General features: G+C 70.2%; 11 protein-coding genes and 1 riboswitch. Of the genes, 8 read left to right on the plus strand and 3 right to left on the minus strand.

Annotated elements, in window-relative coordinates:
- The first annotated feature begins 4 nt into the window (after positions 1–4).
- Genes GXP76_RS27155 through GXP76_RS27170 form a run of 4 tightly spaced genes read left to right on the plus strand, consistent with a single transcriptional unit; the run spans position 5 to position 3,293 of the window.
- Positions 5–1,162, plus strand: a complete 1,158-nt coding sequence (locus tag GXP76_RS27155; RefSeq protein WP_242574257.1) for a YeeE/YedE family protein — start codon at positions 5–7, stop codon at positions 1,160–1,162.
- 32 nt (positions 1,163–1,194) lie between these two features.
- Complete coding sequence (locus GXP76_RS27160) at positions 1,195–2,025, plus strand: alpha/beta fold hydrolase (RefSeq protein ID WP_242574248.1); 831 nt, start codon at positions 1,195–1,197, stop codon at positions 2,023–2,025.
- Between the two features lie 51 nt (positions 2,026–2,076).
- On the plus strand, positions 2,077–2,394 hold the full coding sequence (locus tag GXP76_RS27165) for a helix-turn-helix transcriptional regulator (protein WP_242574249.1): 318 nt from the start codon (positions 2,077–2,079) through the stop codon (positions 2,392–2,394).
- Entirely contained in the window at positions 2,391–3,293 is a 903-nt protein-coding gene (locus GXP76_RS27170) for an SRPBCC family protein (RefSeq protein WP_242574250.1), read from the plus strand. The genes GXP76_RS27165 and GXP76_RS27170 overlap by 4 nt, the downstream gene beginning before the upstream one ends.
- Before the next feature lie 329 nt (positions 3,294–3,622).
- On the opposite strand, the gene GXP76_RS27175 is transcribed toward GXP76_RS27170, so the two are convergent.
- A complete protein-coding gene (locus GXP76_RS27175; RefSeq protein WP_242574251.1) occupies positions 3,623–4,369 on the minus strand; it encodes a transglycosylase SLT domain-containing protein in 747 nt (248 codons plus the stop codon).
- Positions 4,370–4,373: 4 nt separating this feature from the next.
- Positions 4,374–4,534: riboswitch (cyclic di-AMP (ydaO/yuaA leader) on the minus strand.
- Positions 4,535–4,971: 437 nt separating this feature from the next.
- Positions 4,972–6,888: a right-handed parallel beta-helix repeat-containing protein gene (locus GXP76_RS27180; RefSeq protein ID WP_242574252.1), complete on the minus strand. Its 1,917-nt coding sequence runs from the start codon at positions 6,886–6,888 to the stop codon at positions 4,972–4,974.
- A gap of 452 nt (positions 6,889–7,340) precedes the next feature.
- Here GXP76_RS27180 and GXP76_RS27185 point away from each other — a divergent pair, with 452 nt between their 5' ends.
- From GXP76_RS27185 to GXP76_RS27200, 4 genes are all read left to right on the plus strand, one after another.
- Complete coding sequence (locus tag GXP76_RS27185) at positions 7,341–9,206, plus strand: galactose oxidase early set domain-containing protein (RefSeq protein ID WP_242574253.1); 1,866 nt, start codon at positions 7,341–7,343, stop codon at positions 9,204–9,206.
- Positions 9,203–11,071 carry a Dyp-type peroxidase gene (locus GXP76_RS27190; RefSeq protein ID WP_242574254.1) on the plus strand — a complete coding sequence of 623 codons (1,869 nt, stop codon included), beginning with the start codon at positions 9,203–9,205 and terminating at the stop codon, positions 11,069–11,071. The genes GXP76_RS27185 and GXP76_RS27190 overlap by 4 nt, the downstream gene beginning before the upstream one ends.
- Before the next feature lie 107 nt (positions 11,072–11,178).
- Positions 11,179–12,837, plus strand: coding sequence for an FAD-dependent oxidoreductase (locus GXP76_RS27195; RefSeq protein ID WP_242574255.1), 1,659 nt, complete (start codon positions 11,179–11,181; stop codon positions 12,835–12,837).
- Entirely contained in the window at positions 12,834–14,345 is a 1,512-nt protein-coding gene (locus tag GXP76_RS27200) for an ATP-binding protein (protein WP_242574256.1), read from the plus strand. Before GXP76_RS27195 ends, GXP76_RS27200 begins: the two co-directional genes overlap by 4 nt.
- Here GXP76_RS27200 and GXP76_RS27205 read toward each other — a convergent pair.
- Positions 14,323–14,589, minus strand: coding sequence for a UBP-type zinc finger domain-containing protein (locus tag GXP76_RS27205; RefSeq protein WP_078074580.1), 267 nt, complete (start codon positions 14,587–14,589; stop codon positions 14,323–14,325). The genes GXP76_RS27200 and GXP76_RS27205 overlap by 23 nt on opposite strands.
- Between the last annotated feature and the right edge of the window lies 1 nt (position 14,590).

The raw sequence follows: 14,590 nt of genomic DNA on the forward strand, positions 1-14,590 counted from the left end.
CGCGATATCCGGTCTGCTGGCCGTCGCGCTGACCGCGTACGTGTGGTCGACGCACGGCGCCAAGCCCGGCTCGCTCCTGCTGCTCGGGCTCGGTCTGGGTCTGGCGCTGTTCCACTCACGGTTCGGATTCACCTCCGCCTGGCGGCAGTTGGTCGCCGTCGGCAACGGGCAGGGGCTGCGCGCCCACGCCCTGCTGCTGGGCACCACCGCCACCCTCTTCGCGCTGATCATCGGCAGCGGCACGGGGCTGTTCGGGTCCGTGCCCGCGCCGTCGGCGGGGCCGCTCGGTGTCGGGCTGCTCGTCGGGGCGTTCGTCTTCGCCGTCGGGATGCAGCTGGGCGGCGCCTGCGCCTCCGGCACGCTGTTCGCCGTCGGCTCGGGGCAGTCGTCCATCGTGCTCACCCTCGGCGGCTTCATCGTCGGATCGACCGTCGCCGCCTGGCAGTTCGACCTCTGGAAGGATCTGCCCGCGCTCGACCCGGTCCTGCTGTCCGACCACGTCGGCTGGTTCGGTTCCTGGGCGGTGACCATCGCCGTACTGGGTCTCATCGTGCTGGTGAGCCGCCGCGTACAGGCGCGCCGTACCCCGCCGCCGATCAGCACCCCGCCGAGCGCCAAGGGCGCGGCGCGTGTGCTGCGCGGCTCGTGGCCGCTGGCCGCCGGCGCGCTGGCGCTGGCAGTGCTGGGCGCCGGCGTATTGCTGGTGTCCGGCGGTCCCTGGGGTGTGACCAGCGCGTTCAGCCTGTGGGGCTCGCGGGTGGTCGACGCGCTCGGCGGCAACCCCGCCGGCTGGTCGTTCTGGCAGCAGCCGGGCAACGCCGAGATGTTCGCGGGGCCCGTACTGAAGGACAAGAACAGCCTGACCGACATCGGCATCATGATCGGCGCCGCTGTCGCCGCCTCGCTCGGCGGCACGTGGGCGCTGCACCGGGGCATCCCCGGCCGCACGGCCGTGGCGGCGGTGCTCGGCGGCGTACTCATGGGGATCGGCGCCCGGCTGGCGGGCGGCTGCAACATCGGCGCCTACCTCGCGGGCATCGCGTCGGGCAGTCTGCACGGCTGGATCTGGGGCGCGACCGCCCTGCTCGGGACCTGGGCGGGGCTGCGGCTGCGCCCGCTGTTCGCGCTGGGCAACCCCAAGCCGGGCGACGGGATCTGCTGAGCCGGGCGGATCGCGCGCCGTAGGCTGAAGCCGTGGTCATCGAACAGGATGTGAAGCTGAGCGACGGGCGCACGCTGCGGACGTACGACAGCGGCGGCGGGGACACGGACGGGCAGACCGTCGTCTGGCACCACGGCTCGCCGCAGACCGGCGTCCCGCTGGAGCCGCTGCTCACCGCGGCGGCGGCGCGGGGGATCCGGCTGGTGTCGTACGGCCGTCCCAGCTACGGAGGTTCGAGCCCGCTGCCGGGCCGGAACGTGGCATCGGCCGCCGCCGACGTGGAGCGGATCGCGGACGCGCTCGGCGTCGGGTCGTTCGCCACGATGGGGGCGTCCGGCGGCGGGCCGCACGCGCTGGCGTGCGCCGCGCTGCTGCCGGACCGGGTGACGGGCGCCGTCTGCCTGGCGGGCATCGCGCCGTACACGCGGGACTTCGACTGGTACGAGGGGATGACGTCGCCCGGTGGTCTGCGGTCCGCCGCCGACGGGCGCGAGGCGCGCGAACTGTACGCGGCGACGGACGAGTTCGACCCCGCGAGCTTCACCTCCGAGGACTTCGCCGCGCTGGCGGGCGCCTGGTCGTCGCTGGGCGAGGACGCGGGGAGGGCGGGGCAGGCCGGGCCGGACGGACTGATCGACGACGACGTCGCCTTCGCCACCGCGTGGGGCTTCGACCTGGCGGAGGTGGCCCCGCCCGTACTGCTCGTGCAGGGCGGCCGCGACCGCGTCGTCCCGCCCGCGCACGCCACGTCGATGCTCGCCGGTCTGCCACGGGCCGAGCTGTGGGTACGGCCCGGGGACGGGCACGTATCGGTTCTCGACGCGTGTCCGGTGGCGATGGACTGGCTGCTGGCGCGGAGGTAGACAGTCGCACATGCGATTGCGGTTATATAATCCTGTGGGTATGGTCGGGTCATGCCCATACCGTTCGACGTGCTCGCGGAGCCGAGCAGGCGCAAGATCCTCGATCTGCTCCTGGAGCGCCCTCATCTGGTCGGTGAGCTGACCGACCGCCTCGGCCTCAGCCAGCCCGGCACCTCCAAGCATCTGCGGGTGCTGAGAGAGGCCGGGCTGGTACGGGTACGGCAGGACGCCCAGCGCCGCTGGTACGAACTGGCCCCGGAGCCGCTCGCCGAGCTCGACGCCTGGCTCGCGCACTACCGGCATCTGTGGACCGGAGGTCTCGACGCGCTCGAACGGCATCTCGACGCGATGGAGGACGATTCCCCATGACCGAGCACCCCGACGAAGGCCGTCACGACGACCACGGATTCTCGTCCTCCCTGTCCGCCGAGAGCGGCGGGCGGACCGCTCTGCGCATGGAGCGCCGGCTCGCGCATCCGCCGCAGCGGGTCTGGGACGCGATCACGCTGCCCGCGCACCTCGCGAAGTGGTTTCCCTCCGAGGTGAGCGTGGACCTGCGGCCGGGCGGCGAGATCGGGTTCCACTTCCCCGGCGAGCCCGGACCCGGCCCGGCCATGACCGGTCGGGTCACCGATGCCGACGAACCGCGCCTCTTCGCGTTCACCTGGGGCGAGGACCATCTGAGGTGGGAGATCACACCGGACGGGGACGGCTCGCGGCTCAGCCTCGTCCACACCTTCGGCGACCGGTTCGGGGCGGCGAGCTTCGCGTCCGGCTGGCAGGTCTGTGTCACCGCGCTGGGCCAACTGCTGGACGGACGGTCCGTGGACGTGGAGCGGGACACGCGGGGCACGCTGCACGAGGCGTATCTGGCGCGGTTCGAGGAGCTGACGCGGGGCCATGTCGAGGAGACGGACGACGGCGGGCGCCGGGTCCGGTTCGAGCGCCAGCTCGTACGGCCCGCGGAGACGGTCTGGGCCCGGCTGACGGGTGGCGCCGAGCCGTCGACCGGTTCGCCGGTGCCGTCGGGCTTCACGGCGGACAAGATCCCGGCGGGGCCGGTCACGGACGTACGGGCGCCGGAACTCCTCGCGTACGCCTGGCATCCCGGGGGCGAGGTCCGCTGGGAGCTGCGCGCCGGGACGGGGCACGGGCCCCGGCTGGTCCTCACGCAGACGGGCCCGCACGACGACTTCGACACGGAGGCGGCGGAGGCGGCGTGGCGGGCGCGGGTGGAGTCCTTGGCGGCGGAGCTGCTGGACGAGTAGGGCGTGGGTGTGTGGGGGTGGGCCGGTTGGTGTCGACCGGGTCCGTCCGGTGGCCGGTTCGTCCTCAAGCGCCGGACGGGCTTGAATCGGCTCCGGCCCGCCCCGGACAGCGGGCGAGCCACGATCCGGCCCTTCAGGCCGAGGGTCCGTCCTCAAGCGCCGGACGGGCTAAAAAGCCCGTCCGGCGCTTGAGGACACGACACGAAGCCCGTCCGGCGATTGAGGACACAGCGTGAAGCCCGGCCGGCGATTCAGGGACCGCCGGAAGGCCGGGCGGGCTGCTCTGCGCAGTCCGCCCGGCCTTCCAGGTCACGCTACGGCCGTCGCGACTAGTACGGGCCGTTCACGTTGTCGATCGAGCCGTACCGGTCGGCCGCGTAGTTGCACGCCGCCGTGATGTTGGCGACCGGGTCGTACGGGTCGGTCGACGTGCCGGGCACGTGGTACGCCTCGAAGGTCGGGGCGATGACCTGGAGCAGGCCCTTCGAGGGCGTGCCGGCCGCGGCGTTGGAGTCCCAGTTGTTGATGGCCTGCGGGTTGCCGCCGGACTCGCGCATGATGTTGCGGTGGATCCCGTCGTACGAACCGGGGATGCCGTTCTGCGCCATGACGTCCAGCGCCTCGCGGATCCAGCCGTCGAGGTCGTTGGTGTACGACTTCGCGGCCGTCTCGACGGCGTCCGTGGTCTCGCCCGACGCCTTCTTCTCGGTCGACGCGGTCGGGGCCGCCGCCTTCGGCTTGCCCGAGAGCTTCAGCTTCAGACCGGGGTGGATGAGCGACGGGTTGTCGCCGACGGTGGCGCGGTTGGTCTTGTACAGCGCCTTCCAGCCGCCGCTCACGGAACGGGCGTCCGCGATCTTGGCCAGCGATTCGCCCTTCGCGACGGTGTGGGTCACCTTCGCGGCGGCGGTGGCGGCCGTCGGGGCCTTGACGGCCTGCTGCGGGGCGGGCGCGGCGCCCGCCGTCGTGGCGGTCACCAGGGGCAGTGCGAGTGCGGCGCTGCCGGTGCCGAGGGCGATGAGGCGGCGGGCGAGCGGGCTGGTGCGGGAACGGCGGTGCTTACCCAGTGCGGGCATGACGAAATCCTCTCCGTCGCCTGCGAGGTGAGCTGTCGGGTTCGGGCGGGAGATGCCCGGCCGCGCTTTTGGCGCGGCTTCACCCCAAGCCGGTCCGGCATTGCCGGATCGGCGACTTACCTGGGTCCCCCGCTCCTGCCGTACGTGAATGGGTGGGTGCGGTTTCCGGGCAGCGGCAGGATTCGGCGTTCCGCCCGGAATGACGAGAACGTAAGCGAGAACGTCCGGGCGAAACAAGTCCTGAATTCACCGCATCCCGCCATTCACTGATCAAACGGCGAACAATTCGAATTCCCGGCCGGCGGTGCCGGCCTCAACTTTCCCTTCCCGCACGGGAGGTGGACGGAGGCGCCGGAGACAACGCCCGGCCGAACCTGTGACACACATCACGGGCTATTGATGCAACCGCCCGCCGACAACACCACCCAGAAAGGGACAAGTTGGTCACTCAATACACATAACACCCTCCCCGCAAAACGGACAAATAGCAGTTTCCATCGCGCACGAAAAGTCCCGAATACATAAAAAGCGCCTTCCGTACGGCTTCCCTCACAGAGCCGTACGGAAGGCGCCGACCGGGCTCACGCCCGGTGGATGGTGTGTCAGCCGCCCGCCCGCCCGGTGCCGGGGCCGCCCGTGATCACGAAGCTCGATCCCGGCTCGACCAGGACATCCCCCTCGGCCGAGTCGGTGATGGTCACGTCCGTGAGCGTCGCGCTGCCACGGGCGCCACCCATCGCGAGGATGCCGGAACCGTTGTTGGACCTGTCGATGGACACGTCGCTGATCTCGACGTCCGGTACGTTGCCGCCACCGTTCTTGAACTGAATGCCGTCGTACGTGGAGTCGGAGATCTCGGTGTCCCTGATCTTCACCCCGGTGATGTCTCGGCTCGCCGGGAAAATGGTGATCGCGCCGAACTCCTGGTCCTCGTTCCAGAAAGCGCCGCCCGTGCGGTGCAGTGCGTTTCCGGTGAGCAGGGTCTCGCCCGAGAAAGGCAGCGGGTCGTGGTCCGTCGCCAGCATGATTCCGGGGTAGTTGGCCGTGTCGGCGATCAGGTTGTTCTGCACCTTGTTGCCATAACCGCCGTAAATCGCGACGCCGTTGGCCCGCCAGGGCAACTGAATGGTGTTGTTGGTGAACGAGTTGTCGTGCGCGATGTCCACCGCCGGGTCCTTGACGTATCGATTGGCCCAGACGGCGAGCGAATCGTCACCCGTGGTGCGGAACGAGCAATTGTCCACCCGCGAATTGCGCGTACCGTTGCTGAAGTTGATGCCGTCCGCGTAGGTGTTGCGGATCCGCATGCCGCTGAACTGGAGGCCGTCGGCGGGACCCCAGAGCGACGGGATGTTGTCGTAGTCGCGACCGACCCAGACACCTACGTTGGCGTGCTCGATCCAGACGTCCGTGATCTTGGTGTTCTGCCCGAAGCGGCCGTTCAGGCCCACCCCGCCCTCGGCGCCCCCGCCGCCGCGGATCCGGCCGGAGCCGAAGATGGCGATGCCGGAGATCTGGGTGTTGTCGTCGATGTCGAAGCCGAAGTTGCCCTCGTGCGGGTGGTTGATCCCGCCCGCGTTCTGCGGCTCGGTGAGCGTGTAGAGCTGTGAGTGCCACATCCCGGCGCCCCGGATCGAGACGTCGCTGATCCCGATCTGGTTGTACTGGCCCTGGTTGTCGGGGTCGTCCGTCAGGATCTTCTGCTCCTGGCGCCACTGGCCCCGCGGGATCCAGACACAGTCGATGTCGCCGTTCTGGTCGGCGGTGACCGCGTCCTGGATCGCCTTGGTGTCGTCGTTCCCGTCGTCGGGGACCGCCCCGTACTCGGTGATCGAGGTGCACTCGGCCGGCTTGGCGGCCGGGGGCGCCACCTGCTCCAGATCGATCAGGTCGACGATGTAGAAGGACGCGTCGTCGTCCGCGTCGCGCTGGAGCTTGAACTCCGTGCCCGCCGGATAGCCCTTCTCCAGCAGCGCGTGCGACTCGTCGAAGAGTCTGCGGGCGTCCGCCTGGGGTGTGTTGGTCAGCGACTCGGGGTCGTCGGTGTCGCCGTACAGCCAGCTGTGCCTGGACGACAGATCCAGCTTCTGGACGAACGTTCCGTCGGCGTAGAGGCTGAGGGTGGTGTCGATACCGCCACCACCGGGCGCGTCCGGGACGGAGTTGCGCACGACGATCGAGTTGGCCTCGTTCGTCGAGGTGAACTCGACGTACTGCCCGGTGCTGTCCAGCCGTACCGATGCGCGGCCCGACGACTCGCTGGCGAAGTTGGTGTGCCCGAAGGTGCGCTTCGGGTCCGCCTCCAGCAATGTGCCGTCGTAGTCGGCGGCTTCGGCCTCGTACTCGACGTACGGGAGGGCGGCCCCGCGTTCGGCTGCGGCCGAACGCGCCGACGTGCCCTCGGTCTTGGCGGGCGGGCCCGCCGTCGACGCGGACGCCGCGGGCAGGAGCCCGACGACGAGCAGGCCGGTCATTGACATGACGGATGTCAGCCGTCGTCGGAGGTGCTTCGACTTCATGGTGTCCTCTGTTTCCGTGGGGTCGACAGAGTGAGGGATGCCGGTCCGTGGTGGGGGGGACGGCAGGACCACGATCAGACGGAACAGATCAACTGCCCCTATCTTGCAAGAGAACCGCAAATAATTGAGCTTCACGATTCAGGTCCTGCGGTCGGGCAGTGAGAGTTTTCAAGCATGTCATGGGTTTGTCAACAGCCCGCGCCAGAAGCGGACTTGGCGCACGACGGGGGCGGACAGGGCCGGACGGCAGGCGATTCACGCGCCGGGCGCTCACGCGGGGAGCGAACCCTATGAACTGCCTGTTACCTCCATAGAGCCAAAATCGCTCGTTTTCCTGGACCTTTACGCTCGAACACCCCGAGCATGATTACAGCGAGTAGTCATTCGCTCCGGGTGCGGCATCGCCGTACCACGCGCTCCATCCATCCCGGAAAGGACCCGGACCGAGCCTCATGAGATTTCCCCGCTCCCGCACAAGGCTGTGCGGCACGTTCGCGGCGTGCGCTGTCGCCGGCGCCCTCGCGGCCTCAACTCCCGCCGGTGCCGCCCCCGTTGTCGCTCACGGCGACGGGGGCCACCACGAGCACTCGACCAGGGCGGGCGTGGACCCCGCCGAGGAGGCGGTGCTCGGGCGCGAGCACGCCGAGGAGCACGCCGCCACCCGCGCGGGAGCCGAGGATCTCGGCACTTACCCGCAGGCCACCCGCACCGCCCGGCTGAAGATGCTCACCGAGACGCAGGCGGAGACCAACAAGGAGTACAAGGCGTCGGACTTCGGCGCCTTCAAGGAGTACTTCGACTCACCGGACTTCGGCGTCCACATCGCCCAGCTGCCCACCGGCAAGGTGCTCGTCTTCTCCTTCGAGCGGATCGAGACCGACCCCACGAAGGAGACGGCGCCCACCCAGGTCGTCGGCGCGGCCAACCGGGGCCGCGCCTACCTCTGGGACCCCGCGAAGGGCACCGGAGAGAGCGCCTTCAAGAAGGTCACCCCGCCGGCCGTCACCATGCCCGACAGCACGGGCGTCTCCCGCCCCGCGCCCGTCTTCTGCGCCGGACACGCCTTCCTGCCCAACGGGATGCTCGGTGTCTTCGGCGGCAACCTCGGGGGCAACGGCGGTTCGGGGGCCAAGCTGTCCTTCGTCTTCGACCCGTGGAGCGAGACCTGGGCGATGAACGAGGACATGTCCGTCGGCCGCTGGTATCCCAGCGTCGTCACCGGCCCCGACGGCCGGATGCTGATCATGTCCGGCCAGTCCGAGCTGGGCTGGGGCACCCCCACCCCGATCGTGGAGCGCTTCCCCGCGCTGCGCGACCCGGTGCCCTACCGCACGACCGACGTCCCCCGGTTCCAAAGCGTCGACCGGTTCCGCGCGGACGCGCCGTACAAGCTCGACTACCCGCACCTGTTCAGCCTGCGCGACGGGAAGATCTACGGACTGGGCCGCAGCCACGACCAGCAGTGGCTCTTCGACCCGGTCAAGGAGACCCGGAGCGATCTGGCGCACCGGCCGGACGGCGTGAACCGCAGCTACGGCTCGGCGGTCCCGCTCCCCGGCGGTTTCCGCGGCCCGGACTCCGTCCTGGTCCTCGGCGGCGACCGTACGGACCCGAACACCTATCAGCTCGCCGCGGGCAAGTGGAAGACGAAGGAGGCGCGGGCGTTCGGCCGCACGCAGGACAACACACTGCTCCTGCCCGACGGGAATCTGCTGACCGTCAACGGCTCCTACGACATCCGCGACTACGGCAACGGGCAGTACAACCCGAACGCGGATCTGAAGTACCGGCACACGGAGCTGCGTGACGAGAACGGCGACTGGCGGCTCGGCCCCGTCCAGCGCCTCGCGCGCGGCTACCACTCGAACGCGGTGGTGCTGCCCGACGGCCGTGTCATGGTCACCGGCGACGAGGCGCAGCAGATCGCCAACGACCGGAACATCAAGGACGACATGGACGGCACCATCGAGATGTACGAGCCGGCGTATCTCCACAACGGTGCCCGCCCCCGACTCGACTCCGCACCGTCCCGTCCGCTCGTCCACGACCAGCGGTTCACCGTCTCCAGCTCCACCGCCGGTGACGTGAAGCGGGCCGTGCTGCTGGCTCCCACGACGGCCACCCACTCGGTCAACACCAGCCAGCGGCATGTGGAGTTGCGGATCAAGCGGCAGGGCGACGGTGAGCTGGAGCTCCAGGCGCCGCCCACCGCCGAGGCGGCCCCGCCGGGCTGGTACATGCTGTTCCTGCTCAACGAGGAGGGTGTCCCGAGCATCGCCAAGTGGATCTCCGTGGAGCCGAGCGGGGTCCGGTCATGACGTACGCGGCACAGCCCTCGACGACGTACGACCCGGCCGGTGGCGGCGGGGACGGTCTGCCACTGCGCGGGAGCCGGGAGATCCAGGGCGACATCATCGCCGGGGCCAAGAAGGACCATGTCCAGTTACTCCTGCTCAAGTTCGAGGACGACAAGCTGGCCAGGACCTGGCTGCGCCGGCTGCGGCCCCGGATCGCCACGACCCGTCAGGTCGCGGCGTTCAACGCGGAGTTCAGCAGGGCCCGTAAGCTGTCCGGCGGCGACGACCCCAAGGCCCTCAACGCCGTATGGCGGGTCGTCAGCTTCACCTATCCGGGACTGCGGCTGCTGGCCGGGCGCGATCCCTTCCCGTCCGTCCCGCCGGGCAGTACGCAGGAGGCGTTCAAGCAGGGCCCCGCGGTCCGCGCCGACCTGCTCGGCGACACCGGGCAGTGCGCTCCGGAGCACTGGCTGTTCGGCAACGGCACGGGGCAGGCGGTCCACGCGGTGCTGACCGTCGCCGCGGACCGGCCCCAGGATCTGCGCGTCGCGCTGACCGAGGAGCGTGAGGAGGCCGCCCGGCACAAGGTCGTGATCGTCTTCGAGCAGGACGGCGCGACGCTGGAGGGAAGCCGCCGGGGCAAGGAGCACTTCGGCTTCAAGGACGGGATCAGCGAGCCCGCCGTCCAGGGCTTCGACGAGCCCGACCCGGACAGGCCCGAGCACAAGAAGGGCAGCCCCGGCACCCGGCTCATCCCGGCCGGCGAGTTCGTCGTCGGCCACGAGCGCGACGGCGGCAGACCGAACGACCTACCGGGCTGGGCGACGAACGGCTCCTTCCAGGTTCTGCGGCGTCTCGCGCAGGACGTCCCCGGCTGGTGGGCGCAGGTCGCGGCGCGTCTGAAGGAGCTGAAGGAGCAGGGGAAGGTGCCTCCCGAGGCGACGACCGAGTGGCTGGCCGCGCGTCTGGTCGGCCGCTGGCGCTCGGGCACACCGGTGGCGAAGTGCCCGCACGCCGACAGCCCCAGCGACGCGGAGGCGTGGTCGGACAACGACATCAGCTACCGCGGTGACCTGGAGGGCGAGATCACTCCGCTCTTCTCGCATCTGCGCAAGACCAGCCCGCGCGACGGTCTGCTGCTCAAGTCGAGCGACGAGCAGACCGTCCCGGAGAAGGGCGCTCTCGACGGGCGGCGCATCATGCGGCGCGGCATCCCCTACGGCCGGCCGTTCGACCCCGCCGGCAGCGCGGGCAACGGTCCGGACGCACCGCGCGGTCTGGTCTTCGTCTGCTACCAGTCCGATCTGGTGCGGCAGTTCGAGTTCATCCAGAAGGACTGGATCGAGGAGCCGAACTTCCCGTCGAGGGACCAGCCTCCCGGCAGGGACCCGCTGGTCGGCACCGCGACCGACGTCAGCTTCAAGGGCTGCAAGGTCCACTTCGAGCAGTTCGTGAGGACCGAGGGCGCGGTGTACGCGTTCGCGCCCTCGCTCACCACCATCGAGCTCCTCGCCGACGGCAAGCTCGACGGTGGCGGCGGCCCCGACGGCGACCGGGTCGTTGAAGCTCCGTTCACCCTGCGGCCCGCCGACGGGCCCGTCGGCACGGCCAAGGCCCGGCTGGTGATGCGGGAGGCCGGCAATCTCGTCGTCCTGAACGAGCGCGACGAGCAGCGCTGGGAGTCGGGCACCACCGGGACCGGCGGCGTCAGGGCGGTCTTCCAGGAGGACGGCGACCTCGCCGTCCTCGGGGCCGACGACCGGCCGGTGTGGAAGTCCCGTACGACCGGGAATCCGCACGCCAAGCTGATCGTCCTGATGGACGGGAACGTGGTGATCCGCGCCGCCGACGGGACGGTGGTCTGGCAGACCGGCACCGCGCACTGACCGCCACCGGGCGCGAGGCGTGACGCGCGCCCTCCCGGCCGCGGTGGACGGCGGCCCCCCAACCGCCGTCCACCGCACCTCACGCCTCCAGGGGCCATGATGGAGGTATGGCAAATCCGACAATTCTGACCGTCGATGACGATCCGGCCGTCTCCCGGGCCGTCGCCCGCGACATCCGGCGGCAGTACGGCGAGAGCTACCGCGTCGTACGCGCGGTGTCGGGCGAGGAGGCGCTGGAAGCGCTGCGGGAGATCAAGCTGCGCGGGGACCAGCTCGCGATCATGCTGGCCGACTACCGGATGCCGCGCATGAACGGCCTCGAATTCCTGGAGGCCGCGATGGATCTCTTCCCGCTGGCCCGCCGGGTGCTGCTGACGGCGTACGCGGACACCGAGGCCGCGATCGACGCCATCAACGTCGTGGACCTCGACCACTATCTGCTCAAGCCGTGGAGCCCGCCGGAGCAGAACCTCTACCCGGTGATCGACTCGCTCCTGGAGCTGTGGCTGGCCACCCCGGATCCGGGCGTCACGGAGACCCGGGTGGTCGGTCACCGGTGGTCCGCGCCGTCCTTCGCCGTACGGGACTTCCTGGCCCGCAACCTCGTGCCGTACCGGTGGCTGATCTCGGACGAGCCGGAGGGCGAGCGGCTGCTGACCGCCGCCGGACTCACCCAGGCGGACGTGCCCATGGTCGTCACCTCCGACGGCAAGACGCTGGTGAACCCCTCGGAACGGGAGCTCGCGGCGCACGTCGGGCTGAGCACCGTACCGGCCTCCGACTTCTACGACCTGGTGGTCGTCGGCGGCGGCCCGGCCGGTCTGGGCGCGGCCGTCTACGGCGCGTCCGAGGGTCTGCGGACCCTGCTGGTGGAGCAGCAGGCCACCGGTGGGCAGGCCGGCCAGAGCAGCCGGATCGAGAACTACCTGGGCTTCCCCGACGGTGTGTCCGGCCAGCAGCTGACGGAGCGGGCCCGCCGCCAGGCGCTCAAGTTCGGGGCGGAGATCCTCAGCACGCAGCGGGTGGTCGCGCTGGACGCGGCGGGCTCCGGACGCGTCCTGCGGCTGGGAGAGACGAGCTCGGTCACCGCGCACACCGTGGTCCTCGCCACCGGCGTCGCCTACCGGCGGCTGGGCGCGGTCGGCGTGGAGGAGTTCACCGGCACCGGAGTCTTCTACGGGTCCACCGTCACCGAGGCGATCAACTGCTCCGACGAGGAGGTCTACATCGTCGGCGGCGCCAATTCCGCCGGGCAGGCGGCCGTGTACTTCTCCCGTTACGCCCGCCGTGTCCATGTGCTGATCCGCCAGGGCGATCTCACGCGTTCGATGTCGAGCTATCTGATCGACCAGCTCAACGACATCGACGTCATCGAGGTCCATCCGTGGACCGAGGTGACCTGCGCGGAGGGCGACGGGCATCTGCAGAGCCTGACCCTGCGCGACTCCCGGTCGGGGGAGAGCAGGGACGTCTCGACGTCGTGGCTGTTCGTCTTCATCGGCGCCGAGCCCCGCACCGACTGGCTGGACGGGGCCGTCACGCGCGACGAGCGCGGCTTCGTCGTCACCGGTACGGACCTCATGACGAGCGGGCGGCGCCCGGCGGGCTGGAGCCTGCCGCGCGATCCGTACCACCTGGAGACGAGCGTCCCGGGCGTCTTCGCCGCCGGAGACGTGCGCGCCACCTCGGTCAAGCGCGTCGCGTCGGCCGTCGGCGAGGGCGCCATGGCCGTCTCCCTGGTGCATCGATACCTGGAGGCACAGTGAGCACCACCCCGGAGGACCGGCTGACACCCGAGCGGCTGCGCACCCTCTTCCTGTTCGAGTCACTGAGCCTCGAACAGCTCCACTGGCTGGCCGAGCGCGGCCGGGTCGAGCGACACGACGCCGGTGAGGTGGTGTACCGGGAGGGGGACCCGGCCACCTGCTTCTTCGTGCTGCTCAGCGGTGCCATCTCGCTCCACCGGGTGCTGCACGGCGATGACGTCGAGGTCAACAGGACCGACCAGCGGGGCGTGTACAGCGGCGCGACGCGCGCGTATCTGGGCGACCGGGTCGAGCAGTCGTACCCGCACACGATGCGCGCGGTCAGCGACACCGAGTTCTTCGTGCTGCCGGCCGACGAGTTCGCGTACGCGGTGCGCACCTGGTTCCCGATGGCGGTGCATCTGCTGGAGGGGCTGTTCTTCGGTACGCGCGCGGCCAACGCGATCGTCAACGAGCGGGAGCGGCTGCTGGCCCTGGCGTCGCTGTCCGCCGGTCTCACCCATGAGCTGAACAATCCCGCGGCGGCGGCGCTGCGGGCGACGGCGGGGCTGCGCGAGCGGGTGACGGGTATGCGGCACAAGCTGGCCATGATCGCCGACGGCCGGCTCGACGGGGCCGCGCTGCACACGCTGGTGGGGCTCCAGGACGACGCCGTCAGGCGCGCGGCGGAGGGCGTGAACCTGACGGCGATGGAGACCTCCGACGCGGAGGACACCGTCAGCGACTGGCTGGAGGAGCAGGGGCTCGCCCGGGCGTGGGACCTGGCCCCGTCACTGGTGGCCGCGGGCATCGGGGTGCCGTGGCTGACCGAGGCGGCGTCCACGGTGGGTGCCGAGTACTTCGAGGGGGCGGTGCGCTGGATCACGTACACCATCGACACCGAGCTGATGATGGGCGAGATCGACGACTCCGTGGAGCGGATCTCGGAGCTGGTCGGCGCGGCCAGGCAGTACTCGCAGCTCGACCGCACACCGTTGCAGATCGTCGATGTGCACGCCCTGATCGACGCCACGCTGACCATGCTCCAGGCCAAGATCCCCGACAACGTGCGGGTGGTCAGGGAGTACGAGCACGACCTGCCGTCGATCCCCGCCTACGGCGCGGAGCTGAACCAGGTGTGGACGAATCTGATCGTCAACGCCCTGGACGCGATGCCCGACGGCGGCACGCTCACGGTGCGCACCTGGCGCGAGGACAAGCGGCTGATGGTCGAGATCGCCGACACGGGGGTGGGGATCACGAAGGAGGTGCGGCCACGGATCTTCGAGCCGTTCTTCACGACCAAGCAGGTCGGAGAGGGCACGGGGCTGGGGCTGGACATCTCGTACCGCATCGTGGTCAACAAGCACCACGGGGACCTCAAGGTCACCTCGCGTCCGGGCGACACCCGCTTCCAGGTGTGCCTGCCGATCGAGGAGGAGGCGGTCGGCCCGGCGGCCGGGGAGACAGCCGGGGAGACAGCCGGGCGATCAGCCGGGGAGAAGGTCAGCCCAGCAGCTGATGAGTGAAGCACCAGCGCCACTCCTCGCCGGGCTCCAGGGAGCGCATGACGGGGTGGCCGGTCTGTGTGAAGTGCTCGGTCGCGTGCCGCAGTGGTGAGCTGTCGCAGCATCCGACGTGTCCGCAGGACAGACAGAGCCGCAGATGGACCCAGTCCCGGCGGTCCAGTGCGACGCAGTCGACGCATTCGTCGGTGCGCGAGAGGGGCGCCACGTCAGCAGTCGCGTTGGCGAGATCTGTACATGTACCCATG

Source organism: Streptomyces sp. NP-1717 (assembly GCF_022695985.1).
Lineage (GTDB): Bacteria > Actinomycetota > Actinomycetes > Streptomycetales > Streptomycetaceae > Streptomyces.